The 26,871-nt window shown below is 66.2% G+C and carries 25 protein-coding genes; 14 read left to right on the forward strand and 11 right to left on the reverse strand.

Annotation, left to right across the window (positions count from 1 at the left end):
- Positions 1-23: 23 nt before the first annotated feature.
- Both ybaL and VHB27_RS24400 read right to left on the reverse strand, forming a co-directional pair.
- The gene (ybaL, locus tag VHB27_RS24395; RefSeq protein WP_325605568.1) at positions 24-1,727 is read right to left on the reverse strand and encodes a YbaL family putative K(+) efflux transporter; all 1,704 of its coding nucleotides are present in this window, start codon (positions 1,725-1,727) and stop codon (positions 24-26) included.
- A gap of 265 nt (positions 1,728-1,992) precedes the next feature.
- Positions 1,993-2,739, reverse strand: coding sequence for a helix-turn-helix domain-containing protein (locus VHB27_RS24400; RefSeq protein ID WP_325605571.1), 747 nt, complete (start codon positions 2,737-2,739; stop codon positions 1,993-1,995).
- 217 nt (positions 2,740-2,956) lie between these two features.
- On the opposite strand from VHB27_RS24400, the gene VHB27_RS24405 reads away from it, so the two are divergent.
- The 11 genes from VHB27_RS24405 to VHB27_RS24455 all read left to right on the forward strand — a co-directional run bounded on the left by VHB27_RS24405 (position 2,957) and on the right by VHB27_RS24455 (position 14,991).
- Positions 2,957-4,285: an MFS transporter gene (locus VHB27_RS24405; RefSeq protein WP_325605573.1), complete on the forward strand. Its 1,329-nt coding sequence runs from the start codon at positions 2,957-2,959 to the stop codon at positions 4,283-4,285.
- A 10-nt stretch (positions 4,286-4,295) separates the two neighbouring features.
- Positions 4,296-8,066, forward strand: a complete 3,771-nt coding sequence (locus tag VHB27_RS24410; protein ID WP_325605575.1) for a nitrate reductase subunit alpha — start codon at positions 4,296-4,298, stop codon at positions 8,064-8,066.
- Positions 8,066-9,586 carry a nitrate reductase subunit beta gene (narH, locus tag VHB27_RS24415; RefSeq protein ID WP_325605577.1) on the forward strand — a complete coding sequence of 507 codons (1,521 nt, stop codon included), beginning with the start codon at positions 8,066-8,068 and terminating at the stop codon, positions 9,584-9,586. Before VHB27_RS24410 ends, narH begins: the two co-directional genes overlap by 1 nt.
- A complete protein-coding gene (narJ, locus tag VHB27_RS24420; protein ID WP_325605579.1) occupies positions 9,586-10,266 on the forward strand; it encodes a nitrate reductase molybdenum cofactor assembly chaperone in 681 nt (226 codons plus the stop codon). The genes narH and narJ overlap by 1 nt, the downstream gene beginning before the upstream one ends.
- A gap of 12 nt (positions 10,267-10,278) precedes the next feature.
- Entirely contained in the window at positions 10,279-11,019 is a 741-nt protein-coding gene (gene narI / locus VHB27_RS24425; protein WP_325605581.1) for a respiratory nitrate reductase subunit gamma, read from the forward strand.
- Positions 11,020-11,022: 3 nt separating this feature from the next.
- Positions 11,023-11,847, forward strand: coding sequence for a peptidylprolyl isomerase (locus VHB27_RS24430; RefSeq protein WP_325605583.1), 825 nt, complete (start codon positions 11,023-11,025; stop codon positions 11,845-11,847).
- A 12-nt stretch (positions 11,848-11,859) separates the two neighbouring features.
- Positions 11,860-12,165: a hypothetical protein gene (locus VHB27_RS24435; protein ID WP_325605585.1), complete on the forward strand. Its 306-nt coding sequence runs from the start codon at positions 11,860-11,862 to the stop codon at positions 12,163-12,165.
- Positions 12,162-13,421, forward strand: coding sequence for a gephyrin-like molybdotransferase Glp (glp, locus tag VHB27_RS24440; RefSeq protein ID WP_325605587.1), 1,260 nt, complete (start codon positions 12,162-12,164; stop codon positions 13,419-13,421). Before VHB27_RS24435 ends, glp begins: the two co-directional genes overlap by 4 nt.
- A gap of 270 nt (positions 13,422-13,691) precedes the next feature.
- Positions 13,692-13,910 carry a hypothetical protein gene (locus VHB27_RS24445; protein ID WP_325605589.1) on the forward strand — a complete coding sequence of 73 codons (219 nt, stop codon included), beginning with the start codon at positions 13,692-13,694 and terminating at the stop codon, positions 13,908-13,910.
- Positions 13,911-14,284: 374 nt separating this feature from the next.
- Complete coding sequence (locus VHB27_RS24450; protein WP_325605591.1) at positions 14,285-14,707, forward strand: VOC family protein; 423 nt, start codon at positions 14,285-14,287, stop codon at positions 14,705-14,707.
- A gap of 119 nt (positions 14,708-14,826) precedes the next feature.
- Positions 14,827-14,991: a hypothetical protein gene (locus VHB27_RS24455; protein ID WP_325605593.1), complete on the forward strand. Its 165-nt coding sequence runs from the start codon at positions 14,827-14,829 to the stop codon at positions 14,989-14,991.
- 96 nt (positions 14,992-15,087) lie between these two features.
- Here the strand turns inward: VHB27_RS24455 and VHB27_RS24460 are convergent, their stop codons facing one another.
- The 3 genes from VHB27_RS24460 to VHB27_RS24470 form a co-directional block, all read right to left on the reverse strand.
- Positions 15,088-15,843, reverse strand: a complete 756-nt coding sequence (locus VHB27_RS24460; RefSeq protein WP_325605595.1) for an SDR family NAD(P)-dependent oxidoreductase — start codon at positions 15,841-15,843, stop codon at positions 15,088-15,090.
- Positions 15,843-16,538: a creatininase family protein gene (locus VHB27_RS24465; protein ID WP_325605597.1), complete on the reverse strand. Its 696-nt coding sequence runs from the start codon at positions 16,536-16,538 to the stop codon at positions 15,843-15,845. The genes VHB27_RS24460 and VHB27_RS24465 overlap by 1 nt, the downstream gene beginning before the upstream one ends.
- Positions 16,539-16,611: 73 nt before the next feature.
- Entirely contained in the window at positions 16,612-16,839 is a 228-nt protein-coding gene (locus VHB27_RS24470) for a hypothetical protein (RefSeq protein WP_325605599.1), read from the reverse strand.
- A 204-nt stretch (positions 16,840-17,043) separates the two neighbouring features.
- On the opposite strand from VHB27_RS24470, the gene VHB27_RS24475 reads away from it, so the two are divergent.
- Positions 17,044-17,655: a DNA-3-methyladenine glycosylase family protein gene (locus VHB27_RS24475; protein ID WP_408904043.1), complete on the forward strand. Its 612-nt coding sequence runs from the start codon at positions 17,044-17,046 to the stop codon at positions 17,653-17,655.
- A gap of 24 nt (positions 17,656-17,679) precedes the next feature.
- On the opposite strand, the gene VHB27_RS24480 is transcribed toward VHB27_RS24475, so the two are convergent.
- The gene (locus tag VHB27_RS24480; RefSeq protein ID WP_325605601.1) at positions 17,680-19,356 is read right to left on the reverse strand and encodes a thiamine pyrophosphate-binding protein; all 1,677 of its coding nucleotides are present in this window, start codon (positions 19,354-19,356) and stop codon (positions 17,680-17,682) included.
- A 102-nt stretch (positions 19,357-19,458) separates the two neighbouring features.
- On the opposite strand from VHB27_RS24480, the gene VHB27_RS24485 reads away from it, so the two are divergent.
- Positions 19,459-20,679: an ABC transporter substrate-binding protein gene (locus VHB27_RS24485; protein WP_325605603.1), complete on the forward strand. Its 1,221-nt coding sequence runs from the start codon at positions 19,459-19,461 to the stop codon at positions 20,677-20,679.
- A gap of 51 nt (positions 20,680-20,730) precedes the next feature.
- On the opposite strand, the gene VHB27_RS24490 is transcribed toward VHB27_RS24485, so the two are convergent.
- The 3 genes from VHB27_RS24490 to VHB27_RS24500 are packed head-to-tail and all read right to left on the reverse strand — an operon-like array spanning position 20,731 to position 22,586.
- Positions 20,731-21,618 carry a TauD/TfdA dioxygenase family protein gene (locus VHB27_RS24490; protein WP_325605605.1) on the reverse strand — a complete coding sequence of 296 codons (888 nt, stop codon included), beginning with the start codon at positions 21,616-21,618 and terminating at the stop codon, positions 20,731-20,733.
- 24 nt (positions 21,619-21,642) lie between these two features.
- The gene (locus VHB27_RS24495) at positions 21,643-22,362 is read right to left on the reverse strand and encodes a hypothetical protein (protein ID WP_325605607.1); all 720 of its coding nucleotides are present in this window, start codon (positions 22,360-22,362) and stop codon (positions 21,643-21,645) included.
- A gap of 44 nt (positions 22,363-22,406) precedes the next feature.
- A complete protein-coding gene (locus VHB27_RS24500; RefSeq protein WP_325605609.1) occupies positions 22,407-22,586 on the reverse strand; it encodes a hypothetical protein in 180 nt (59 codons plus the stop codon).
- On the opposite strand from VHB27_RS24500, the gene VHB27_RS24505 reads away from it, so the two are divergent.
- The gene (locus tag VHB27_RS24505) at positions 22,585-23,844 is read left to right on the forward strand and encodes an MFS transporter (protein ID WP_325605611.1); all 1,260 of its coding nucleotides are present in this window, start codon (positions 22,585-22,587) and stop codon (positions 23,842-23,844) included. The genes VHB27_RS24500 and VHB27_RS24505 overlap by 2 nt on opposite strands.
- A 10-nt stretch (positions 23,845-23,854) precedes the next feature.
- Here the strand turns inward: VHB27_RS24505 and VHB27_RS24510 are convergent, their stop codons facing one another.
- Together VHB27_RS24510 and rpmG are read right to left on the reverse strand one after the other, a co-directional pair.
- Entirely contained in the window at positions 23,855-26,164 is a 2,310-nt protein-coding gene (locus VHB27_RS24510; protein WP_325605613.1) for a xanthine dehydrogenase family protein molybdopterin-binding subunit, read from the reverse strand.
- A gap of 413 nt (positions 26,165-26,577) precedes the next feature.
- Complete coding sequence (rpmG, locus tag VHB27_RS24515; RefSeq protein WP_325605615.1) at positions 26,578-26,745, reverse strand: 50S ribosomal protein L33; 168 nt, start codon at positions 26,743-26,745, stop codon at positions 26,578-26,580.
- Positions 26,746-26,871: the final 126 nt, after the last annotated feature.

Consider the following 26,871-nt stretch of genomic DNA (forward strand, 5'->3'; position numbering starts at 1 on the left):
GATACGCGCCAAACCGCCAACCTTCACGCCGCCGAGTTCGAGCGCCGCTCCTCCCAGCCTCTGGCCAGATCCAGTATGGCTCGGGCGATCTCGTGCTCTCCCATGACGACTGCATTCGCACCATGCTCCTGCAGATGGGTCACGGCCGCCTCCAGATGAGCACGGGCGATGATCTCCAGATCAGGGTTGGCCGCACGCGCCTGCTCGACGATCTGGCCGGCCTCGAACGCATCCGGGATGGCCACAAGAAGTAGACGGGCGCTTGCGAGGTTGGCTGCCTTGAGGATGTCCGGATCAGCGGCGTTACCCACCAGCACCTCTGCCTCGACCTCCCGGAGCGGCTGAACGGCCGCGTCTCCGGCCTCCATCACCAGCAGCTTCCATCCCCTTTCCAACAGGCCGTGCGCGACCATCTTGCCCACACGGCCGTAACCGACGAGAACCGCGTGGCCCCGCAGGGACGTGACCGGGTACTCGATCGGCTTTGTCACTGCAGCGGGACCTTGGACTGCGGGAAGAATGCCATCCCGGCGGTCTGCCCAGGGGCGCAGACGGTCGACCGCGAGGAACAGAAGCGGGTTCATCAGGATCGACAGGATGGATGTCCCCAGAATCAGGTCGCGTGCCTGCTGACTCAGCAGGCCCAACCCTATGCCCAGCGCGGCGAGGATGAACGAGAACTCGCCGATTTGCGCCAGGCCGGCAGCGATCGTGAGGGAAGCGGACCAGGTCTGCCTCATGGCACGCAGGATCACGACCGCGATCGCCGGCGTGCCAACGAGAACCACCGCAAGCGTCCCCAGGAGCGGCAGCGGGCTGCGAACAAGAATCGTCGGATCAAACAACATGCCGACGGAGATGAAGAACAGGACGGCGAAGGCATCCCGCAGCGGCAATGTCTCTTCCGCCGCTCGCTGACTGAGTTGGGATTCGCTCAGAACCATCCCCGCCACAAAGGCACCCAGCGCAAACGAGACCCCGAACAACTCGGCCGCGGCGAAGGCGACCCCCAGGGCGACCGCGAGCACGGAGAGCCTGAACAATTCGCGCGAGCCGGTATGCGCGACGTAGTGCATCATTGCCGGGATGACTCGCCGGCCGATGAGAAGCATCAGAGCGATGAAAGCCGCCACTTTGCCGAGCGTGATGGCAAAAGTGAGGGCGAGCGCCGCCACCGTCGGGCTCCCGGACGCGTCGTGCCGCAGCAAGGGCGCCAGCGCTGGCAACAATACCAGAGCCAAGACGGTCATCAGGTCCTGGACTACGAGCCAACCGACGGCGAGATGACCACGCTCCGTATCCATCAGCCGTCGGTCCTGCAGTGCCCGCAGCAACACAACGGTGCTCGCAATGCTCAGGGCCAATGCGAAGACGACCCCTGCCCCCCAAGGCAGGCCGAGCACGCCGGCGAGGCCCACGCCGAGGCAGGACGTGAGGACCATCTGGATGAGCGCACCCGGAATGGCGACGGCACGGACGGCGGCCAGGTCCTTGAGGGAGAAGTGCAGACCGACCCCAAACATCAACAGGACGACCCCTACCTCGGCCAATTGGAGGGTCAGGTCTTGGTCTGCCACAAAGCCGGGGGTGAACGGTCCGACCGCCACGCCGGCGAGGAGATATCCAACAAGCAGCGATATTTTCAGACGGTTGGCGAGGGTACCCAGGAGGAAGGCCAAACCCAAACCGATCACCAGGATGCCGATTAGCGGCGTCTCGTGCGGCATCTACACCCCCTCCTTACTGACAGGCCGAGGCCGCGGCGCCAGCGCGTCCGCCAACGGTCGACCCCTGTTCCATAGCCTTGACCCGCTGCTGCGGCCATGGCCCACGCTTGGCGTCGAGACTCCTGTACCTTCGTTGCGAGGAAAGTTGACGGCAGCCCGGGGCTCGTTGTTCCTGGTGATGTGCCAGACCCGTCCCGCAGGACGAGCCGAGGAGATCGGCCACGGTGTAGAAACCCGACGGGCGGCAGCTGCCTGGGGAAGCGCGTCAGTCCCTGCGCGAAGCAATCGGCTCCACAGGTTCGGGCGCATCGATCAGCGGGTCCAAATGGAAACGAGCCCGCAGCGCCTCCGGATCGGTCACCGTGATCGTATCGCCGGCCACGTGCAGCCCGTGGCGCGACATCGCCGACAGGGTCCGGGAGAATGTTTCCCGGGTCATGCCAAGCTGCCCGGCGATGCGCCGCTTCTCCAGCGGCAGGTGGGTGGGCGTGAGGGCGTCCTTCCCCTCGACAAGGCGCAGCAAATAACAGCCGACGCGATCCTCCGCCGAACGCAGCTTCAGGTTCTTGGCCAGCTTCACCTGGCGGCGGAACTGCGCCGCCTGGCAAGCCAGCACGGCCAGGCACAAGGCGTGATCGCTCGCCACGGCGTCACGAAACACGCCGGCGTGGATCAGGACGAGATGTGCCTCCTCCAGCACGCGCGCGCGCGTGAGATACGGCTGCTGGTTCAACACCGCCGCGGGCAGTAGCAGGTCGACCGGCCGCACGGTCTCGATGGGGACCTCGTTGGTGCCGTCGACGGCAAGCAGCTCGACACCTCCGCTGACCAGCAATTGCGCGAACCCCGGGATTTCGGACTGTTCGAACAGGATGCTGCCGGCCGGCACGCGATGCAGCACCGCCTGCCGCGCCAGCCTGTCGATCGTCGGGCTGGGCACATGGCGAAGCCAGGGCGTGCGCCGCAACGCCTCGGCCGGAGACGCCTCCGCCACCGGCTTCTCAATGTCCATTGGCCGCTCGTCTTTCCGCCACCTGCCGGCCGCCCCTTTGTGTGTGACTTATGTCACGTAGATTAGTGGATAGGATCACGCTTTTGCTTGACTCAGATCAATGATCGGTCGCGTCACACAAGGCAACGTCGCCCCATTCTCGCGGCATCGGGCCGCGAGGCCGCTTGCCAGCCTGCGATTCCAGCCAGGTGGTGGCGCGCCACAAGGAGCGTGAGCAGTGGACACACTCACCCGAGCACCCGTCCCCACCGGGCCCGTCGGCGCGGCGGATCACGGGCTGCAAGGTAATCCACGTCTGGGCCTGGTCATGGGCACGTGGGGCTTTTTCATCGGTTTCGCGGCGGTCGCGCTTTATGGGCCGGCCGCGCATGCCTTCCAGCAATCCATGCAGCTCTCGCCGCTGCTGGTCGGGCTGCTGGTGGCGGCGCCGCAGCTCACCGGCTCGCTGCTCCGCATCCCGTTCGGCGCCTGGGTGGACCAGGTCGGCGGCCGCCTGCCGATGCTCGTGCTGTTCGGCATCTCGATTGTCGGCATGTGGGGGCTGGTGTTCATCCTGGTCACGGTACCGCACATCACCGCGACGCTCTATCCCGTCGTCCTGCTGTTCGGCTTCATGAGCGGTTGCGGCGTGGCCTCATTCTCGGTCGGCATTCCGCAGGTGTCGTACTGGTTCCCGCGCGATCGGCAGGGTACGGCCTTGGGCATCTATGGCGGTGTCGGCAATCTCGCGCCGGGACTGTTCACGCTGCTTCTGCCCTTCGCCATTTCCGCCCTGGGCCTGGCCGGGTCCTATCTCGCCTGGCTTGCCTTCCTGCTGATCGGCACCGGCATCTATGGCTGGCTGGCGCGCGATGCGTATTACTTCCAGCTTCGCGCCCGCGGCACGACGGCCGATGAAGCGAAAACCATCGCGCAGAGCCACGGCCAGGAATTGTTCCCCCGCGATTCGGTCTGGGGCGCGCTGCTGATGGCTGCCGACGAGACGCGCACCTGGGGCCTGACCTTCCTCTACTTCGTTTCGTTCGGCGGCTTCCTGGCGCTGACGACGTGGTTTCCGACCTACTGGATCAACTTTCACCATCTCAGCCTGACCAATGCCGGCATCCTGGGGGGCGTGGGCTTCTCGCTGCTGGCGGCGGTGGCACGGGTCGGCGGCGGATCGCTGGCCGAGAAGTTCGGCGGTGAAGTGATGGCGCTGCTGTCCTTCGCCATCGTGCTGGTTGGCGCCGCGCTGCTGACCTTCGCGACCTCGTTCCCCGTCAACATCGCGGGCGAACTGCTGATCGGCCTCGGCATGGGCCTGGGCAATGCCGCCGTGTTCAAGATGGTGCCGAAATACGTGCCGCATGCGGTCGGCGGCGCCTCCGGCATCGTCGGCGGGCTCGGCGCGCTCGGCGGCTTCGTGATCCCGCCGACACTCGGGCTGTTCGCCGGCGCGCTCGGCGATGCCGGCTATTCCGGCGGGTTCTTCGTCTATGTCGTGCTGGCGGTGGCGGCGATGCTGGTCTCGATCGGCTTCATCCGCAACAGCGCCGCTGCCGCGTGAGGGCCGGACAATGAGCCATTTTCTCGATCGCCTCACCTTCTTCCGTCGCAGCACGGAGACCTTCGCCGGCGGGCACGGCGTGATGACTGACGAAGACCGCGGGTGGGAGGACGGCTACCGCAAGCGCTGGCAGCACGACAAGATCGTGCGCTCCACTCACGGCGTGAACTGCACCGGCTCCTGCTCGTGGAAGATCTATGTCAAGGGCGGTATCGTCACCTGGGAGACGCAGCAGACCGACTATCCGCGCACCCGGCCCGACATGCCGAACCATGAGCCGCGCGGCTGCTCGCGGGGGGCCAGCTACTCCTGGTACCTCTATTCCGCGAACCGCGTGAAGCACCCGCTGGTGCGCAGCCGCCTGCTCAAGTTGTGGCGGGAGGCACGGGCGCTCCGCACGCCGGTCGCCGCCTGGGCCTCGATCGTCGAGGATCCCGGGAAGCGGGCGAGCTACACGACCCGGCGTGGCCTCGGCGGCTTCGTACGCGCGAATTGGGACGAGGTGACCGAGATCATCGCCGCCGCCAACGCCTATACCGCGAAGACATACGGCCCCGATCGCATCATCGGCTTCTCGCCGATCCCGGCGATGTCGATGCTCTCCTACGCCGCGGGCTCCCGGTACCTGTCGCTGCTCGGCGGCGTTTGCATGAGCTTCTACGACTGGTACTGCGACCTGCCGCCCGCCAGCCCGATGACCTGGGGCGAGCAGACCGACGTGCCGGAAAGCGCGGACTGGTATAATGCCGGCTTCCTGATGCTGTGGGGCTCGAACGTTCCGCAGACGCGCACGCCGGATGCGCATTTCTATACCGAGGTCCGCTACAAGGGCACCAAAAGCGTCGTCGTCTCGCCCGACTATGCCGAGGCGACCAAGTTCGCCGATTTGTGGTTGCATCCGAAACAGGGAACCGATGCCGCGCTGGCCCTGGCGATGGGACATGTGATCCTGCGCGAGTTCCATCTCGCCCGGCAGGTTGGCTATTTCCATGACTATGTGCGGCGCTACACCGATCTGCCGATGCTGGTGCGGCTGGTGCGCCGGGGCGACGGCTATGTCGCCGACCGCCTGCTGCGCGCCGAGGATTTCACCGATGCGCTTGGTGAGGCGAACAATCCGGCCTGGAAGACGGTCGCCTTCGATGAAGCCGGGACCCCAGTGGTGCCGCGCGGCTCGATCGGCTTCCGTTGGGGCGAGCAGGGCAAGTGGAACCTGGAAGAGCGCAACGCCGCCGGTCAGGAGGCGAAGCTCGCCCTGACGCTGGCTGGCGACACCGCCACCACCGTGCCGGTCGCCTTCCCATATTTCGGGGGCGCCGCAACGAATGGTTTCGTTGCGACCGACCATCCGGACGTGCTGACCCATACGGTGTCCGTGCGCAGCCTGGTCCTGAAGGACGGCGAGGCTCCGGTGGCGACGGTGTTCGACCTGCTGTGCGCCAATTACGGGCTGGATCGTGGTTTCGGCGGCGACCATGTTGCTGCCAGCTATGATGATGACGCGCCGTTCACTCCGGCCTGGGCCGAGCGGATTACCGGCGTGCCGCGGCAGCAGATCATCCATGTGGCGCGGGAGTTCGCGTCAAACGCCGAGAAAACCAATGGCCGCTCCATGGTCATCCTGGGTGCCGGTCTGAACCATTGGTACCACATGGACATGAGCTATCGGGGGATCATCAATCTGCTGGTGTTCTGCGGCTGCATCGGCCAGTCCGGCGGCGGCTGGTCGCATTATGTCGGGCAGGAAAAGTTACGCCCCCAGACCGGATGGCTGCCGGTGGCTTTCGCGCTGGATTGGAATCGTCCGCCGCGGCAGCAGAACAGTACGTCGTTCTTCTACGCGCATACCGATCAGTGGCGCTACGAGACGTTGGGCGTTTCCGAGATCCTCTCCCCGACGGCGCCCGAGGGTGAGTGGTCGGGCAGCCTGATCGACTACAACGTGCGCGCGGAGCGGATGGGCTGGCTGCCGTCGGCGCCTCAGCTCAAGCAGAACCCGCTGACGATCGCCGGCCGCGCAAAGGCGGCCGGGCTGGAGCCGCGCGATTACGTGGCGCAGGCTCTCGGCTCCGGCGAACTTGAACTTTCCTGCCATGACCCGGACGATCCTGCGAACTGGCCGCGCAACCTGTTCGTCTGGCGATCGAACCTGCTCGGCTCTTCCGGCAAGGGGCACGAGTATTTCCTCAAGCACCTGCTGGGCACGTCGAATGGCGTGCTGGGCAAGGACCTGGGTGCGGAAGGACACGTGAAGCCACAGGACGTCGCCTGGCACGATGCGGCGCCGGAAGGAAAGCTTGACCTGCTGGTCACGCTGGACTTCCGCATGTCCACGACCTGCGTCTATTCCGACATCGTGCTGCCGACCGCGACCTGGTACGAGAAAGCGGACCTCAACACGTCGGACATGCACCCGTTCATCCACCCGCTCTCCGCGGCGGTGGACCCGGCGTGGGAGGCGCGCTCCGACTGGGACATCTACAAGGGAATTGCCAAGGCATTCTCCAACGTCGCACCGGAAGTGTTGGGCAGGGAGACGGATGTCGTCCTGACCCCGATCCTGCACGACACGGCGGGGGAACTGGCGCAGCCCTATGACGTGCAGGACTGGAAGACCGGCGCCGTCGCACCGATCCCCGGCCGCACGATGCCGTCCGTCGCCGTCGTCGAGCGCGACTATCCGAGCCTGTATGACCGCTTCACGTCGATCGGTCCGCTGATGGAAAAGCTCGGCAACGGCGGCAAGGGCATCGGATGGAACACGCAGCACGAAATGGATTTCCTGCGCGCCTTGAATGGCATCGCGCCAAACGGCCAGCCACGCATGGAGACGGACATCGATGCGATCGAAGCGGTGCTGAGCCTCGCCCCGGAGACCAATGGCGAGGTTGCGGTGAAGGCGTGGGAAGCGCTGGGCAAGGTCACCGGTCGTGAGCACGCGCACCTGGCGTTGCCGAAGGAAGACGAGAAGATCCGCTATCGCGACCTGCAGGCGCAGCCGCGCAAAATCATCTCCTCGCCCACCTGGTCGGGGCTGGAGAGCGAGAAGGTCTGTTACAACGCCGGCTACACCAACGTGCATGAGCTGATCCCGTGGCGCACGCTCACCGGTCGCCAGCAGCTCTACCAGGACCATCCGTGGATGCGTGCGTTCGGCGAGGCGTTCGCGACCTGGCGGCCGCCGGTCGATACCAAGGCGATCGCCCCGGTGCGGGGCCGCCACGGCAACGGCAATCCGGAAATCGTTCTGAACTTCATCACGCCGCATCAGAAATGGGGCATCCACAGCACCTACACCGATAATTTGCTGATGCTGACGCTGAACCGCGGTGGACCGGTGATCTGGATCAGCGAGGACGACGCCCGGGCGGCGAGCATCGCCGACAACGACTGGGTGGAGGCGTACAACGCCAACGGCGCGCTCGTCGCCCGCGCGGTTGTTTCACAGCGGGTCAATTCCGGCATGGCGATGATGTACCATGCGCAGGAGAAGATCGTGAACATGCCGGGCAGCGAGGTCACCGGCAAGCGCGGCGGCATCCATAACTCGGTCACGCGCACGGTGCTCAAGCCCACGCACATGATCGGCGGCTACGCCCAGCAATCCTACGGCTTCAACTATTACGGCACGGTCGGCTCCAACCGCGACGAGTTCATCGTCATCCGGCGCATGAACAAGGTCGACTGGCTCGATGACGAACCGGCCGCCGGCGCGGCGCGATCGTTCGAGGCGGCCTCGCCGACGAGCGCGGATGGCACGACCAGCAAGGAGACCGTGTGATGAAGGTCCGCGCGCAGATCGCGATGGTGTTGAATCTCGACAAGTGCATCGGCTGCCATACCTGCTCGGTCACTTGCAAGAACGTGTGGACGAGCCGCGAGGGCGTCGAGTACGCCTGGTTCAACAATGTCGAAACCAAGCCCGGCATCGGCTACCCGAAGGATTGGGAGAACCAGAAGCGCTGGAATGGCGGCTGGGTGCGGCGCCGGAGCGGCAAGATCGAGCCGCGCATCGGCGCGAAATGGCGCGTGCTGTCGAAGATCTTCGCCAATCCCGACCTGCCGGAGATCGACGACTACTACGAACCCTTCACCTTCGATTACGAGCATCTGCAGAATGCTCCAGAGACGAAGGCGATGCCCACGGCGCGTCCCCGCTCCCTGGTCAGCGGGGAGCGGATGGAGAAGATCAATTGGGGGCCGAACTGGGAGGAAATCCTGGGCGGCGAATTCGCCAAGCGGTCTCGGGACGTCAATTTCGAAGGCGTGCAGAAGGAAATTTATGGCGCCTTCGAGAACACCTTCATGATGTACCTGCCGCGGTTGTGCGAGCATTGCCTCAACCCCGCCTGTGCCGCTGCCTGCCCCTCCGGCGCTATCTACAAGCGCGAGGAAGACGGCATCGTCCTCATCGACCAGGACAAATGCCGCGGCTGGCGCATGTGCGTTTCCGGCTGCCCGTATAAGAAGGTCTATTACAACTGGTCCTCCGGCAAATCGGAGAAATGCACCTTCTGCTACCCGCGTATCGAGGCGGGCATGCCGACCGTCTGCTCGGAAACCTGTGTCGGCCGCATCCGCTATCTGGGCGTCGTGCTCTACGACGCCGACCGCATTGCGGAAGCTGCAGCGGTGCCCGACGAGGGCGACCTGTATGAAGCGCAGCTCAAGGTCTTCCTCGATCCGTTCGATCCGCAGGTGCAGGCACAGGCGCGCGCCGACGGGATTGCCGACCCGTGGCTTGACGCCGCGCGGCGTTCGCCGGTCTGGCGCATGGCGATGGATTGGCGGATCGCGTTCCCGCTGCATCCCGAGTATCGCACGCTGCCGATGGTCTGGTACGTGCCGCCGCTGAGCCCGATCCAGTCGGCCGCGGCGAAGGGCGATCTCGGCGAAGTCGGCGGCCTGCCCGACGTCACATCGTTGCGTATCCCGGTGCAATACCTGGCCAACCTGCTCACGGCCGGGCGCACAAAGCCGATCGAACAAGCGCTGCAGCGCATGCTGGCAATGCGCGGCTATATGCGCAGCAAGACCGTCGACGGCGTCATCAACGAAGCCTTGGCCGAGCGCGTCGGACTCTCCGGCAACGATATCGAGGCGATGTACCGGCTGATGGCGATCGCCAATTACGAAGACCGCTTCGTCATCCCCACCGCGCATCGCGAAACCGGCGAGGACCCCTATCAGCTTCGCGGCTCCTGCGGCTTCTCCTTCGGCGAGGGCTGTTCCGGCCGCACCGGCTTCAATCTGTTCGGCCAGAAGCAGCCGCATGACAAGACACCGATGGAGGTCGAGTGATGGCCCGCACTTATCGCGCTCTCGCGGCCCTGTTGTCCTACCCGACGCAGGAATTGCAGGTTGCCGCCGGGGAAATTGCCGAGACCCTGACCGCCGAGGCGCTGTTGTCTGCCCCGCAGTGTGAATCGGTCCGCGGATTTCTCCGCGAACTTGCCGGCGCGGATCTCTATGACTTGCAGGAGCGCTATGTCGGCCTGTTCGATCGCGGCCGCGCCGTCTCTCTGCACCTGTTCGAGCATGTGCACGGCGAAAGCCGCGACCGTGGCCAGGCGATGGTCGATCTGCTCGCGCTCTACCGCGAGCACGGGCTGGAGGTCACTGCCGGGGAACTGCCGGATTTCCTGCCGCTGTTCCTCGAATTCCTCTCGCTGCTTCCGGTCCCGGAAGCCCAGGCTCTACTCGCCGAACCCGCCGCCATCCTGCGGGCGCTCACCGAACGCCTGGCGAAGCGCCATGCCGGCTACGCCGCCGTCATGCAGGCTGTCGCCGCGCTTGCGCAGGCGCCACGGACCGGGGCTTCCGCGATCCCGGATGAGGATCCGGATGATCTCGCGGCGCTGGATGCGGCGTGGGAGGAAGCGGCCGTTCATTTCGGCCCCGGCGAAGCCATCGATGGCTGCGGTACCGATCGCCTGCGCACGCGCCTGCGCGCCGCGCAACGTGACGCCGCCGCGGCCTGAGGAGAAATCATCATGAGCCCCTGGCTGAACAACGCGCTTTATGGCTGGTATCCCTATGTCGCGCTCACCGTGTTCCTGCTCGGTAGCCTGCTGCGCTTCGATCATTCGCAATACACGTGGCGCTCCGGCTCCAGCCAGTTGCTGCGGCGGCGGCAGATGCTGTGGGGGTCGAACCTGTTTCATGTCGGCATCCTCGCGATCTTCGCCGGCCACTTCGTCGGACTGCTGACGCCCGTCGCGGTGTTCGATGCGCTCGGCATCAGCCATACGTTCAAGCAACTCCTGGCGATGAGTTTCGGCGGTGTCGCCGGCATTGCCTGCTGGATCGGCATCGCCCTGCTCGCGCACCGTCGGCTGTTCGATCCCCGCATCCGCGCCACCTCCAGCTTCGGCGACATCGCGATCCTGCTGCTGCTCTGGGTTCAGTTGACGCTCGGCCTGCTCACCATTCCGGTGTCGGCGCAGCATCTCGACGGCGGCGAGATGGTAAAATTCATGACCTGGGCGCAGGGCATCCTCACGTTGCATCCCGGTGCCGCGGCGCTGGTGGCCGACGTGAACCCGATCTTCAAACTCCACCTGTTCCTCGGCATGACGGTCTTCCTGGTCTTCCCCTTCACGCGCCTTGTGCATGTGTGGAGCGCGCCGATCTGGTATTTCGGCCGGCCCGGCTACCAAGTGGTCCGCACGCGGCGGCAGATCGCTCGTCGTCCGGCCGCCACCGGGCCACAGCCTGCGCAGGGAGATGACTGAGCCATGCGCACGTCCATCCGTCACCAGCAAGCGCCGCATCCGGCGGTCTCGGTCAACGCGGTCGTGGTCCCCGCCGCTGCCATCGCCCGTGAGGTGCAGAACCATCCCGGCATCTCGCCGAAGGCAGCCTGGGAGGAAGCGACACGGGCCCTCGTCATCCGCGAGTTGCTGCTGCAACGCGCCCGCGATCTAGGCCTCTCGGCCACGCCACGCACGGACGATGGGCTGCGGGAGACCGAGGAGGAGGCGCTGATCCGCGCTCTGCTGGAAGCCGAAGTGCATACCCCCGTCGCCGACGAAGGCAGTTGCCGCCGCTATTACGCCGCCAATCTCCGCCGCTTCCGCAGCCCCGATCTGTTCGAGCCGCTGCACATCCTGTTCCAGGCCGACCGCGCCGATGGTGATGCCTACGCGACGGCCATCGCGCGCGCCGCGGCCGCACTCGCCGAAATCAAGGCTACCCCGGACCGGTTCGACGCTCTCGCGCGCGCTCTCTCCGACTGCCCATCAGCGCATGAGGGCGGCCGGCTCGGCCAGGTCGCACGTGGCGACACCACGCCGGAATTCGAAGCGGCGCTGCTGCGCCTGCGGCCGGGTGAGATCTGCGCCGAACCGGTGCAGACGCGCTATGGCGTGCATGTTCTGCGGCTGGATCGCAAGGTCGAGGGTCAATCCCTGCCATTCGAGCAGGTTCACGCACGGATCGCGGCCTATTTGGAGGAAAGCGCCTGGCGCCGCGCCGTCGCGCAATACGTGTCCCTGCTCGCCGGTCAGGCGACGATCGACGGCTGCGAGATGGCGGCCGCCGTGTCGCCGCTCGTTCAATAAGGGGGGGCGGAAATGCTTGGAGCCATCCTGGCCGGCTTGACCGATGAGGCGCGCGCCGAACACGTCGCCGCCGAAGTCGTCCCGCCTTCAATTCTTACCCGGATCGTCAACGCCGCCGCGGCCGAGGGCGTCTCCGTCGGCCCCCTGGTCGCCGCCAGGGTCCGGCACATTGTCGAACATGGCGGCGAGGCAGTTTGGCTCGACCTGCTGGGCGTGATGTCAGGATCACCGCAACCCGGTGCCGCTGCTGCCGTGCGCGTGCTCGCCACGGCTTTCCCCGACCCGGTGCGCGTCCGCATCACGCGGGGCGCGGCATGAACGCGATCGCCCCTGCGTTCGGCTGCACCGCCGGCGGCCTGCCGTTCGAGGACGCACTGCACCACGTCCTGGCGCTCGTCACGGCGCCGCTGCCAGCGGAGCGCGTGCCGTTTGCCGCATGCGTCGGCCGCGTTCTCGCGCAGCCCGTCCATGCCCGCCTCGACCTTCCCGGCTTCGACCAATCCGCGATGGATGGCTATGCCGTCCGCGCCATCGACGCGATGCCCGGCGCCCGTCTGCCCGTCACCGGCCGTACGGCCGCCGGCGAACCGCCGCACCACCTCGTGCCGGGCGGGGCGCACCGCATCTTCACCGGTGCGCCGCTACCCTGGGGCGCGGACGCCGTGATCGCGCAGGAGAACCTGCACCGCGACGGCGATGTCGTCGCCATCGCCGCGACACCGCCCGCCGGGACGAACCTGCGCCGACGCGGAGAGGACATCCGCGCCGGCACCGTGCTCATCCCGGCCGGTATCACACTGGACTGGCGACACCTCACCGTGCTCGCCGCGCAAGGGATCGGCACCGTCGAGGTGCGCCGGCGCCCGCGCGTTACGCTGCTGTCGAGCGGTCGGGAACTGCGTGATGTCGGGGAGAGCCTCGCGCCGGGCCAGATCCACGACTCGAACCTGCCCATGCTGACCGCCCTGCTCGCCGCTTGGGGCGCGGAAGTGCGGCCGCTGCCGGTGGTGTCCGACAACGCGGCCGCAATCGGTACGGCCCTGCGCGAGGCCTCCCTGGCAGCAGACCTGGTGCTGACGACCGCCGGGATCTCGGTCGGCGAGGAGGACCATGTACGCGACGCGCTGCGTGGGCACGGCGGCACCTTGGCCGTGCTGAAGGTGGCGATGAAGCCAGGCAAGCCGCTGGCCGCCGGGCGGCTGGGCCAAGCTGTCTTCCTGGGGCTGCCCGGCAATCCGCAGGCGGCGCTGGCCGGCGCGGTCGGCTTCCTCCGGCCGCTGCTCGCCCGGCTGACCGGTGCATCATCGCCCGCCACGCTACGTGCACGGGCGGACTTCTCCCTCCGCCGCAAACCGGGGCGCACAGAGTTCATCCCGGTCCGTCTTGCGCAACACGATACCTGCCTCCGAGCCACACGGGCCGGACCGGAAGGTTCGGGTCGGCTGACGCCACTGCTCGCGGCTGATGGTTTGGCGATGCTCGCGGCCTGGATGGGCGATCTGCAGCAGGGGGACATCCTCGACGTGCATCCCTGGTTGCCGAACGGCTTCGCAGCGGATTGGCCGCATCGCTGACACCATGCCCCAAACGGCCGTGAACGCAGCGTCCGCTAACGGCATGCCATGACGGCTTCCATGGTGCCGCGCCTTGCGCCCGCCTTTGTGTCATCGCCCGTCGTGGCGACATGGACGTCGTGCCGACGGGCCCACGATGGGCAAATATATCGACACAGCGCAGATGACCAGCCAACCTCACGGCCGAAGGAAACCGCGCGACGCGGAAGGGGCAGTAGGGCAATATCGCCTGAGCAGAGCGGCATCACCCGCTGCAGGATGGTTCAGGCAATGGCGATGGAGGTTAAGATGCGCGTCACTCGTTTTGGCTCCTTGGACATCCCTACCGCGACGTCGCTCCTCGGGGCGGCCGGGTTGGCATACTCGGCGTGGCTCACGTCGATCGTGTTCTGCGCCGCACACGACCGCTGGCCCCTTTTGGTCGCGTCCGCTTCATTCTTCCCCGTCGGCATCGTTCATGGCATCGGCATCTGGTTCGGCGGCTGGTGACGCGGCGGCTGCGGTGATCGGGGATTGACGCATCGGTGAACGGACGAACCCCGCGGCGCCCCGCAACGTTATTGCCCGGACAAGGGGGTAACGATGGCCGCACCGAGATCGATCACCGCCATGCTGGCATTGCTGGTGGTCAGCCTGTCAGTTTCGGGCTGCGTCGTAGTGCCGCCACCAAGGCATCCGCCGCCACCTCCACCGAGGCCGCCAGGTCCGCCTCCGCCAGGCTACGGACCGCCTCCAGGGCATCCGCCTCCGGGCTATTATCGCTGAGGGCGATCTCCGGGCGTTGAGGTCTGCGCCACCTTTGGCTGAAAGACCAACGCGTCGGTCCCGATACGATTTGCATCCAGGCGGGGAGAGGTCCCAAGATGGGCCTCGCTAAAGACGAGGCCTTCATGCCCATGAAGAATGAGCCGGTCTGCAAGGCGCAGACCGTCAACCACATTGCGATCTCCGTGTCGGATTTGGCGCGCTCACGCGACTGGTATCGTCAGACATTCGGCCTTCGCCTGATCCAGGAGAGTGCGGAGAGCGTGCTGCTCGGGTTTGGCGAGAGTATGCTGGTGCTTCGCGCGGAAGGGACACCGGGGACCATTTCGCACTTCATGTTCGGAATCGACGATTACGACGCTGATAAGCTCCGCGCTCAGCTTGTCGCGGCGGACTTGGACCCGCAGAAGGATTCCGACAGCTTCCATGTTCGCGATCCGGACGGCCTAAACGTGCAGGTGGGTGATCGCGGCCTCGGGCTCGCGTCCGGCATTGTCGAGAACGGCTTCAAGATGAAATAGCGCCGACCCGTCTTGGCTGCTGTGACGGCGGCAAAGCGGGACACGGTATCGCCGCCATCCTCTGCTGCCTGTGACTCGCGTCACAGCGCGCCCGCCGCAGATCGGATAGCTTCCCCTCCATGAGTCGCGAACGAGAAATCATCCGGCTTGGGATTGCTTTTGTCGTGGCGATCATCTTGACGACTGCGGTCATCATCGCTGTCGTCCAGGGATGGCACGACTTCAACGATCCGCCGCTGTTTCCCGACCCTCCACATGGGGAAGTCAGGCTTCCACGGGCCTGATCGTCCGGCGATGCCGGACCGCCCCTCGGGGGCGATCGGTGGCAGGCGGACAGCGCCTGCCGATACGGCTGTCCTGTCATCCTTCGCGAAGTGTTCCTAGCGTCCCCCGTCGACCTGAAGGATCTGTCCGTTCACGAACCCCGCCAGGTCCGACGCGAAGAAGATCACCGCGTTCGCGATATCCCGCGCCGATCCCAGCCGCTTCATGGCGATCCGCTCGACCAGCGCCTTCTGCCCCTCCGGCCCGTAACTCGCCCATTGCTTCTCGGTCGCCTCATTGGTGCGGACCAAGCCGGGAGCCACGGAATTGACCGTGATGTTGAACGCCCCCAACTCGTGCGCCAGTTGCCTCGTCAGGCCGACCACCGCGTGCTTGGCGCTGCAATAGGCCTGGATGCCCGTCAGCGACGCTTGAACACCCGCGCCCGAGCTGATGTTCACGATCCGCCCGCCGCCCGTCCGTTTCATCCCGGGCACCACCGCCCGGCTCAGCGTGAACGCCGCATGGACGTTGATATCGAAAATCACGTTCCAGTCCGCGTCCGGCACGGCCTCCAGCGGCACCGGCTCCTGTCCCGCCACACCCCCGGCGTTGTTCACCAGGATGTCGACCCCCCGTCCCGTCTCCGCCTCGATCCGCGAGACCCAAGCTGCTGCCGCCGCGCGATCGCGCAGATCCAGCGCCGTGATCTCGATGTTCCCGGTCGCGGCGGTCTCGGCGCGCGCGCGCGCCGACAGGTCTGTGGCGAACACCCGCGCGCCCAGGCTGGCAAAGCTGCGCGCGATCTCCCGGCCGAAGCCATGGCCGGCGCCGCTGACGACAACGATTTTTCCGTCGAACCTGATCTCCACTACCACGCCTCCAGCAACGCTCGGGTCTCGCGGACCGCGACATCCCAGATTTCCAGCATCTCGGCATCGTCTCGCTGATAGCGGCCGCCGAAATTGCCATCCTCCAACAGCAGCCGCACTTCGAACGGAGGCAGCGTGCGCATGCGATCGACATCGACCATCGGCTTGGCATCGTCCACGGGGGTGCGGTTCGGTAGCCGGGTCCAGGGGAAATTCTCCATCCAGCTCGCATGGCTGGCGACCGGGTCGATTCGCTGGATCGCCGCCTGCGTCAGGGGTGCGCGCCACCAGTCATGGAACCGGACCCGCGCGTCCGACTGATCCATCATCCACTCCTGAGCCACGGCCGACGCCGGCTGGTTACCGCCATGGCCGTTGACCAGGAGGATCCGCCGGAAGCCGCTTCCTTTCAGGCTATCCAGCACGTCGCGCACCAGTGCGGCGAAGGTCGAGACCCGCAGCGTCACGGTACCGGGAAAACCGCTGAAATACGGTGTCAGGCCAAATGAAACGACCGGGAAGACCGGAATGCCCAGCGGTTCGGCGGCCTCCACGGCGACCCGTTCCGCCAGGATGGCGTCGGTGGCGAGCGACAGGCCCGCGTGCTGTTCCGTACTGCCGAGCGGAAGGATGCATCGGTCGTCGTGACGCACCCAATCCTCGACCATCCGCCAATCCATATCGGCAATGCGCATCCCATCCCCTCTGACGACGTCACCTTTTCAGCCACGCTGACGCGCGGATGGGGGGCGGTCAAGGTTCCGCCGGTCAAGGTTCAGGCTGGGGCTGGGTGTCGGGATGCACCAAGGCGTCACAGTTGCGGCGACCGGACAGAAGACAGTCGCCGATCTCGCTCGACATACGGAGCTGCTGCACCAGGAAGAGGCCGACGATCAGCAGCAGCAGGATCACCACGATACCGATCAGGCCGGCGGTCTGCCGCTTTGCCGCCTCCCATTCCGCATCTTCTGACTGCCAGTGCCGACCTGGATACACGCGAGCCTCCCACGCGCAAGGCGCTCTTGATCTTAGAGCAAAAGCCACGCCGTTGGAAGCAAGCCCGATGTGCCACCAGCGCAAGTGGCGTTCCGTCCATGGCGCTGCCACCGCCTGATCTGTACAAGTGCGCAGCGTCCAGGACGGCGAGAGGATTCGGTGGCAGCGGCTTCCCCAGGCTCACGAGCGGCCGGCTTACGGCATTTGCGGACCGATCCGCGGTTCGACGCGCTGATCCGCCGCGTCGGCCCGCCGCGGATGGCAATCGAGCGCGACCGCAGCCCATATGCGGCACTGGTGCGCGCCATCGCCCATCAGCAACTGCACGGCAAGGCGGCGCAGGCGATCCTGGCGCGGTTCGACGCGCTGTTCCCCGGCGATGATTTCCCGCACCCCGACGCGGTACTGGCGACCTCGGACGAGGCCCTGCGCGGCTGCGGCTTCTCCCAGGGCAAGATCAGCGCCATCCGGGACATCTGCGCGCGGACGCTGGACGGCACGGTGCCGTCCCGCCGCGCATCGCTGCGGCTAAGCGATGAGGTGCTGATCGAGCGGCTGACCTCGATCCGCGGCGTCGGCCGCTGGACGGTGGAGATGCTGCTGATCTTCACCCTCGGGCGCCCGGACATCCTGCCGGTGGACGATTTCGGCGTGCGCGAGGGATACCGCATCCTGGCGGGGCTGGAGGAGCAGCCGAAGCCAAAGGCCCTGGCCGAGATCGGGCTGGCCTGGGCCCCCCACCGCTCCCTCGCCACCTGGTATCTCTACCGCGCGGTCGAGGAAGCTCGGCGGCAGGGACCCATGAGCCGGGCGTGACGGCGGCCGAAGCACCAACCTCCCTCAAACCGGCTTCCAGGACCGGTCCACCTCCACGTCGATCAGCGTCGGGCCGTCCGTCTCCAGCGCCTGCTCCAACAGCTCGGCGACATCCGACAAGGTCTTGGCGGTGTGCGCCTGCAAGCCGAAACCCTTGGCAACCGAGACGAAGTCGACCCGCGGATTGTCCAAGTCCATCCCGACATACAGGTCGTTCTGCTGTGCCAGCCCCTTCATGTTGTTCGTGCGCTGCTTCAGGATTCGATACGAGTAGTTGTTGATGACGATGAAGACCATCCGCAGCTTCTCGCGCGCGGCGGTCCACAGGCCCTGGATCGTGTACATCATCGACCCGTCGCCGATCAGCGCCACCACCGGCCGGTCCGGCAACGCCAGCTTCACCCCGATCGCACCCGGCAATCCCCAGCCGATACCGCCCCCGCGGCCGCCGAAGAAGCTCTGCGCGTCGTCGCTCTTCAGGAAGCGCCGCAAGCCGGTTCCGGACGATATGGTTTCGTCGACGACGACCGCATCATCAGGCAGGACGCGGCCGATCGTCGCCATCAGCGCCAGCGGATGGATCGGGCTCCGTTCCGACATGGCGTCGGCCGTGGCGCGCAGCTTCTGCAGGCTCGCCTCGCCCTCGGCCATCGCATGCGCCAGGCGCTTCGCCGCCTTCGCCGCCTGCTGCGCCGAACGCGCTGCCTTGATCGCCCTCGTCAGTTCCGGAAGCGTGGCCTTGGGATCGCCAAGGATCGAGACGTTTTCCGGATAGTTCTTGCCCAGCTCCCACGCGTCCGTGTCCAGATGGACGATGTTGTAATTTTCCGGGACCGATTCGATGTCGGCGGGCAAGGACAAGGTGAACAGGTCCGCGCCGACCGACACCAGCAGGTCGTGCTGGTCCAGGATGCCGCGGATCGCGGCCGGCAGGCGGACGATCGCACCGCGATACAGGTGATGCGATGACGGGAACATCGCCCGCGTCGCCATCCCCTCGTCATAGACCGGTGCGCCGATCGCTTCGGCGAGTTCGACAAACTCGGACAGCGCATTGCTTTGCGCCACGCAATCGCCGGCGAAGATCACCGGGCTGTCCGCCGCCGCGATGATCGCCGCGGCCGTCTCGATCGCCGAGGCATCGCCACGGATCCGCGTCCCGACGCGGCTGGGCTTGCCCAGGTCGAGATCGGCGCTGGCTGTCAGGATGTCGCCCGGAAGCGACAGGAACACCGGCCCCATCGGCGGCGCCAAGGCGGTCTTCACCGCACGATGGATGGCGCGCGGCAAGTCCTGCAGCCGGCGCACCTCCTCCGACCATTTGACGAACGGACGGGCAATGCGCGGCAGGTCCGACCACAGCAAGGGTTCGGTGAAGTTGAACCGCTGCTCGTGCTGGCCCGCGGTCACCAGGATCGGCGCGTTGCCCTTCTGCGCGTCATACAACATGCCCATCGCGTTTCCGAGGCCGGGGGCGGCATGAAGGTTGACAAATGCGCATTGTCCGGACGCCTGTGCATACCCGTCCGCCATGCCCATCGCGGGGGCTTCCTGCAACGCCAAGACGTATCGCAGCTCGGGTTCCGCAGCCAATGCGTCCATCAGAGGCAGTTCCGTCGTCCCAGGGTTGCCGAACAACACCCGGACCCCTTCCTGCTTCAACAATTCCAGCAATGCGCTCTTTCCCGGCATCATTGGCATCGATAGTTTCCCCCCGTTGAACGGCAATCGGTGCTGTTCCGCTACAAGGCGCGGCGCCGCAAATCAAGCGGACGCCAGGCGCCAGGGAAGGAGTCTGAGTTCATGTCTGGTTTGTCGCGCCGTATCGTATTGGGTGGCCTTGCCGCCGCACCGCTCGCCGCCCCCGCCGTCATCAAGGCGCAGACCTCGTCCAAGCCAATCAAGATCGGCCTGCTGTCGGACATGGGCGGCCCGTATGTCGACGTCGGCGGACCGGGCAACAAGGTGGCGACGCAACTCGCCGTCGACGACATGGGCGGATCGGTGCTCGGCCGGCCCGTCGTGATCATGCAGGCCGACGACCAGAACAAGCCGGACGTCTCGACCTCCCTCGCGCGGCAATGGATCGACGACGAGCATGTCGACGTGCTGGCCGACGGCGCGGCCAGTTCCTCCAGCCTGGCGATCCAGCAGGTCTGCCGGGAAAAGAAGGTGCCTTACCTGGCCACCGGCCCGGCCAGTTCCGATCTCACCGGAAAGCAGTGCTCGCCCTATTGCACCCACTGGTCCTACGACACCTATGCCCTGGCGCACGGCACCGGCGGCGCGCTGACCAAGGCCGGCGGGGACTCGTGGTTCTTCATCACGGCCGACTATGCCTTTGGCTATGCGCTCGAACGCGACACGATCAACGCCGTCAAGGCGGCGGGCGGCAAGGTGCTGGGGGCGGTGCGGGCACCCCTGGGCACGTCGGATTTCTCGTCCTTCCTGGTGCAGGCGCAGGCTTCGGGGGCCAAAGTCATCGGGTTGGCGAACGCGGGCACCGATACGCAGAACTCGGTGAAGCAGGCAGCCGAGTTCGGGCTGACCAAGACGTCCAAGCTGGCGACGCTGCTGATGCAGATCAGCGACGTCGAGGCCTTGGGGCTGAAGGCCTCCGCCGGCTTGATCTACACCGACAGCTTTTACTGGGACATGACGGACAAGACCCGCGCCTGGTCGAAGCGCTGGGGCGACAAGATGGGTGGTCGGGTGCCCGGCCTGTTGCATGCCGGCAGTTACGCGGCCGCGTTCCACTACCTGAAGGCGGTGAAGGCCGCGGGATCGACGGACACGGACGCCGTGATGGCCAAGATGAAGGCGACGAAGGTCAACGACTTCTACAACACCGATGTGGAGGTCCGGGAAGATGGCCGGGTGATGCACCAGATGTATCTGTGGCAGGTGAAATCCCCCGCGGAATCGAAGTATCCGCATGACGACTGCACCCATCTGGCGACGATCAAGCCGGAAGACGCCTGGCGGCCGCTGAACGAAGGCGGTTGCTACTTCATCAAGGCTTGATGGGATTGGACGGCTTTCCGCCATGCCGGCATGGCGGAAAGCCCCAACCGGTCAATTGCGGGCGGACAACTCGGTCCCGCCGATCGTGACCCGGTGCATCAGCCGGCGCTCCCCATGGTAGTCGTTCGCCGCGTAATGCCACGTCGCGCGATTGTCCCACAGCGCCATTGAACCCGGCTGCCAGCGGAACCGGCAGGTGAACTCCGGCCGCGAGGCATGGCGGTAGAGGTAATCCAGCAGGGGACGCGACTCTTCCTCGGTCCACCCGTCGAACCGTACCGTGAAGGACGGGTTGACGTACAGCGCCGGACGGCCGCTGCCGGGGTGGCGGATCACCACCGGATGCACCGCGTCCTGGGTGGCGAGTTCCGGATTCTTGATCCGGCTGCTGATGTCCTTGTCCAGATGCCGGCCGGAGCTCAGGCCAAACACGTGCCGGCTGGAATGACAGGCGCGCAGCGTTTCCAGCGTCTGCTTCAAACCGTCTGAAAGCGCGTCATACGCCGCGTACATGCTGGCGAACAGCGTGTCGCCGCCGGTCGGGGGGACCTCCCGCGCATAGAGCGCGGACCCGAGCGCAGGGGCCTCGTCATAGGAGTGGTCGGTGTGCCAGCCGCCGCCGATGTTCTTTTTCTGATCGGGCTCCTTCCGCACCTCGGCGATGTCCGGATGGTCCGGGACATGCGCAAAGAAGCGGTTGACGTTGACGGGCCCGAAGTTGCGCGCGAACGCCAGATGCTGGTCGGGGGTCAGCGTCTGGTCGCGGAAGAACAGGACGCCATGCTCGAACAGGGCAGAGCGGAGCCGGTCGAGTTCATCCCCCCGCAGCGTGCGGGAAATGTCGATGCCGTGGATCTCCGCACCGACCGCGCCGCTGATTGGCTCGATGGTGACCTGGTCGTTCGGCTTGTTGAACGCCGGTGCGACGGAAACGCTCATGGGCGGCTTCTCCTTTCCTTGGGGTTATTGCAGTGCCAGTTCCTCGGCATCGACGGACGCCGGCTGGATGGTGGCGAACGGCTTGAACCGGGGATCGCTTCGGCCATGACTGGCCAAGGCGCTTGCCGTCAGGGCGATCAGGTCCGAAATGAACGTCATGAAGCCGCTGCGCGGAAAGTTGCGCGGCGCAACCTTGTCCCGTTCCCAATCGGCCATGGCGTACATCGCGCCATGGCTACAGGTCTCGAAACGCTCAATGAGTGCCCGGTGCGAGACGCCAGGGAACCACGCCCGGTAAAGACGCCGGCACAGCCGCCAGCCCTGATCGAAGCGTCCCGCGACCGCATAACTCGCGCGCGGGCGGTCGGTGACGAAGACCTGGGTCAACAGCCGCAGGTAGTTTCCACCGTTCGGATCCTTCATCATCAGCTCTGCCAACGGCAGGATGATGCCGGCTGCGATCGCGGCTTCGTCCATCACGATGCCGGCCGCGATGTACTCCTGAAGCAATGCGAAGCGCCGGGCATCGACGGACGAACGGCGGTAATCGAGGATGGCCATCAGCAACGCCTCCCGCCCGCCGATATGATAGCTGAGCGCCGAAACGTTCCGCTGCCCGGCGGCCGTCACCACTTCGTGCAGGGGCACGGCGTCGATGCCGCGGCTGCCGAACAAGGCTTCGCCGGCCAGGATCAGCTTGGTCCTGGTATCGGTATCGGGGTCCCAGTACGCGGTTTCGCCCATGCTATCGCCCTGCCTCTGCCATCAATGATATGGCATTAAATCCGTTAATTGGATAGCATTAAATCGCGGCGGGCCGATCCGACAAGATCATCACGCCCGAAACCTTTGAATTCACGAATGAAGCGGCCGGCAAACAGCCGCAAGTGCAGGAGGATGACGTCGATGACGACCCAGTGGGAGCGGGCGCGGCCATGGCTGATCGTGGTCATGCTGTTCTTGTTCATGACAGTCAATTTTGCGGACAAGGCCATCCTGGGGCTCGCCGCCCTGCCGATCATGCGCGACTTGGGGCTGAACCATGTCGAGTTCGGCCTGGTCGGAACGAGCTTCTTCACCTTCTTCTCGCTCTCCGCGGTCTGCGTCGGCATCCTGGCGAATCACCTTCCGACGAAATGGATCCTGTTCGCGATGGCCCTGTCCTGGGCCTTGATCCAGTTGCCGATGGGATTGCCCCTGGGCGCCGCGGCGCTCGTCGCCAACAGGGTGCTTCTGGGCCTTGGCGAAGGACCGGCCTATCCGGTGGCCGTCCACGCCACCTACAAATGGTTCTCGGCCGACCGGCGATCGTTCCCGACCAGTTTCCTCAACGTCGGCAGCGCTGTCGGAACCGGCCTTGCCGCGCCCGCGCTGGTTTACGTCATCCTGCATTATTCCTGGCATGCCGCCTTCGCGACGCTTGGCGTCGTCGGGCTGATTTGGTGCCTGGCCTGGCTGGTCATCGGCAAGGAAGGCACCATCGCCGACGTCCCCCCTGTCTCCCGCTCCTCGGACGCTCGGCCTGTCCCCTATCGCGCCATATTGACGTCACGCACCTTCGTCGCCCAGGCCGCCACCGAATTCGCGAGCTACTGGCTCGCCATGCTCTCGGTCGTGTGGCTGCCGGCCTACCTTGTCCGAGGTGCCGGGTTCTCGGCCGTGGCCACCGGCTGGATCGTTACGCTGCCAGCGATCGCCCAGATCGTCCTCGTACCCGGGGTCAGCGGCTTCGCGCAATGGCTTCAAGCGCGCGGCGCATCGAACCGCGTGGCGTGTGGCTGGGTGTCCGGCGCATCGCTGTTCGTTTCGGCAGCCGCCACGGTCGCACTGCCGCTGGTACCGGGGCATCTTCTGCCGATCCTCTGTACCCTTGTCGCCTTCTCCTCCGGCGGCATCGTTTTCACCCTGTGTCCGATCATGGTGGCCAGCATCACCCCGACGGCGCAGCGAGGCCTGACGCTCGCGACCGGCAACGCGGTCGCGACGCTGGCGGGCGTGCTGGCGCCGACGGTCATGGGCATCATCATCGACAGCGGGACAAATACCATCGAAGGCTTTCGGTCCGGGTTCGTCATGACCGGCCTGGCGGCGGCGGCCGTCGCGATCCTTGTGACGTTCCTGATCGACCCGGAAGCCGATGCCGCTCGCCTCGGCAGGATGGATACGGCGGCCGACGGATTCCTTGCAGGCGAACTTGCTGTCGTACGCAACGATCCGACGCACTGAACCCGAATCTTCAGCGGGAGGCCATCCGAATGGCCTCCCAAACCCGTGCAGGCGTCGCCGGCATGTCGAAATGCCGCACGCCCAGGGGCGCGAGTGCGTCGTTGATCGCGTTCATCGCCGCACCCAGTGCGCCAACGGTCCCGGCCTCGCCGACGCCCTTGGCACCGATCGGGTTCACCGCGGTCGGAACCTCCCGCGTCGCAAGCTGGAACTCGGGATATTCGTAGGCCCGCGGCATTTGGTAGTCCATGAAGGACGCGGTCAGCATCTGCCCGGATTCCTTGTCGTGGATGATGACCTCGCCCAGCGCCTGGCCGATGCCCTGCACCACGCCGCCCTGGATCTGGCCCGTCACGATCAGCGGGTTCAGCACGCGGCCGAGCTCCTCCACCGCGCTGTAGCGGACGATCTCGGTGACCCCGGTCTCCTTGTCGATCTCGACCTCGCAGACATGCGTGCCGTTGGGGAAGGTCACGGCGGTCGGCACGAACTCGCCGCTTTCCGTCAGCCCGCCCTCCTCGCCCGGCATGATCGGTGCCGCGCGCGCGACCTCGGCCAGCCCGACCGATCGGTCGGTGCCGGCGATGCGGAAGCGGCCATTGGAGAATTCGATGTCCACCACCGCCGCCTCCAGGATCTCGGCGGCGACCTTTCGCGCGGTCTCGATCACCTTGTCGGCCGCCAGCATGACCGCCGATCCGCCGATGCACAGGGCGCCCGATCCGCCATTGCCCTTGCCGCCGGGCAGCAGGTCGGTGTCGCCGCCTTCCCACCGCACCTGCTCGATGTCCACCCCGAAGCGTTCGGCGACGAGTTGGGTCATCGTGGTCTCCAACCCCTGCCCCACCGACATCGATCCGGACCGCAGCACCAGCGTCCCGTCGGGTGCGATGCGCAGGGATGCCTGGTCCCTGGCCGGTCGCAGGAACGGACCACCGGCGACCTCGATGCAGTTGCACAACCCGATGCCGCGCAGCTTGCCGCGCGCTTCCGCGTCCGCCCGGCGCGCCGGGAAACCGCCGAGGTCCGCCATTTCGGCGGCCATGACCATATTCCCCTCGAATTCCCCGCAATCGTATGTGAACGTCAGCGCCGTCTTGTACGGCATCGCGCTGGGCGGGATCAGGTTGCGCCGCCGTAGCTCATAAGGCGAGACGCCGATCTCGCGGGCAGCGAGGTCGATCAATCGCTCGATCGCGTATGTGGCCTCAGGCCGGCCGGCACCGCGATAGGCGGCGGTCGGGACGGTGTGGGTCAGCACGCCGCAGACCTCGGCCGCGATATACGGGATGACATAGACCCCGGCGATGCCGCCGATATTGCCGACACCCCAGCCCGAGCGGCCGGAGACATAGGCGCCAAGGTTGACGTCCCAGCGCAGTTTCAGCGCGGTGAACCTGCCGTCCTTATCCAGGCCCAGCGACGCGCTGATCCGCATCTCCCGCGCCTGCTCGTCCGTCAGGAACCCCTCGGTGCGGTCCGAGACCCAACGCACCGGCCGGCCCAACCGCCGCGCCGCCCAGGCAACCAGCACCGGCTCCAGGTGTACGCCTGATTTCATGCCGAAGGACCCGCCGACATCGCCCGGCACCACGCGGATATCCGTCGGCGCGCAGCCGAAATTGCCGCTCGCCATGCCGTTGCGCAGGGCGAACGGCGACTGGTGGGAGGCATGGACCTCCAGCCGCCCGTCCGCCGCCACCTCGGCCCAGGCGCCACGCGGCTCCATCGAATTGGCGGTGACGCGGGAGACGCAGAAGTCGAGCGTCGTGACATGTGCCGATCCGGCCAGTGCAGCGGCGGCGCCGTCCGCGTCGCCGCGTTTCCACAGGAAGCCGATATTGTCGGGGACGTCGTCCCAGACCGCGGGCGCGCCTTGTGCCATGGCGGCGGCGGCATCGGTCACCAGCGGCAGGGCGTCATAGTCGACCAGGATCGCCTCTGCCGCCTCCAGCCCCGCCGCCCGGGAGTCCGCGACCACCACGGCGACGGGTTCGCCAACGAACCGGACGCGGTCCTCGGCCAGCAGCTTGCGGTCGGTTTTGGGGGCGGGACCGCCGTCGGGGCGCGGAAAGCCGATGCCGCCGGGGATCGGCGACACGTCGGTCAGGTCCGCGGCGGTGAAGACGCCGAAGACGCCGGGCAATGCCCTCGCCGCCGCCGTATCGATGCTTGTAATGCGTGCATGGGCGTAGGGCGAGCGCAGGAAGACGGCAACCGCCATGGCGCCCGGCCGCGCATCGGCGGTGTAGTTGCCGCGGCCGGTGAGCAGGCGGAGGTCTTCGCGGCGGCGGACGGATTTCGCTTGGATCGTGGACATTCCGGCGTCCTTTCCGTTCTGGCGGGGATCACACGGTGATCCGCTTCGACACGGAGTATAACCGGCTTGTCGCCGAGGGCGATGGGGGCACCCCCTGTGCGGCACCGGTCCTGCCGTGGAGGGCACGGGCCCGCCTGAAGGCCTTTTCACCGCCACCACCGCAAGGCGCGAACGGCCGTTCCGTGTGGTCGGGATCGATGAAAGTTTGGGGATGTCAGCGGAGCGTGGACAAGTACGCTCCGGATGTGGCGTCAGGCCGTTGCCCTCGCGCCATGATCGGGCCAAGCCATGGCACAAGGAAGCGCCCCGATCCTTTGGTGAAAACCCTACCCTTTGCCGTCGCTCGCGACGTTCTCACGCAGCCTGACGCGGCCGACCATGAGGGGGCGGGTCGAAGGCACCGCCGATCGGCGCTACTTGATCTTGGCTTCCTTGAACGGGACGTGCTTCCGCACGACCGGGTCGTACTTGTTCATCTCCAGCTTCGTCGTCGTCGCACGGGCGTTCTTCTTGGTCACGTAGAAGAACCCGGTGTCAGCGGTCGAAACCAGCTTGATCTGGATCGTGTTGGTCTTTGCCATCAGAAAAATCCTTGGAATGGGCCACTCAGCCATGGCCCCCAAATTCGAGGGGCGCAAAATGCGCATCCGGAGGCCCCAGGTCAAGCATTATGCCCAGGGGTCGTTATGCCCAGGGTCGCTGTGCCC

The sequence above is a fragment of the Rhodopila sp. genome, assembly GCF_035548235.1.
In the GTDB taxonomy this organism is placed as follows: Bacteria; Pseudomonadota; Alphaproteobacteria; order Acetobacterales; family Acetobacteraceae; genus Rhodopila.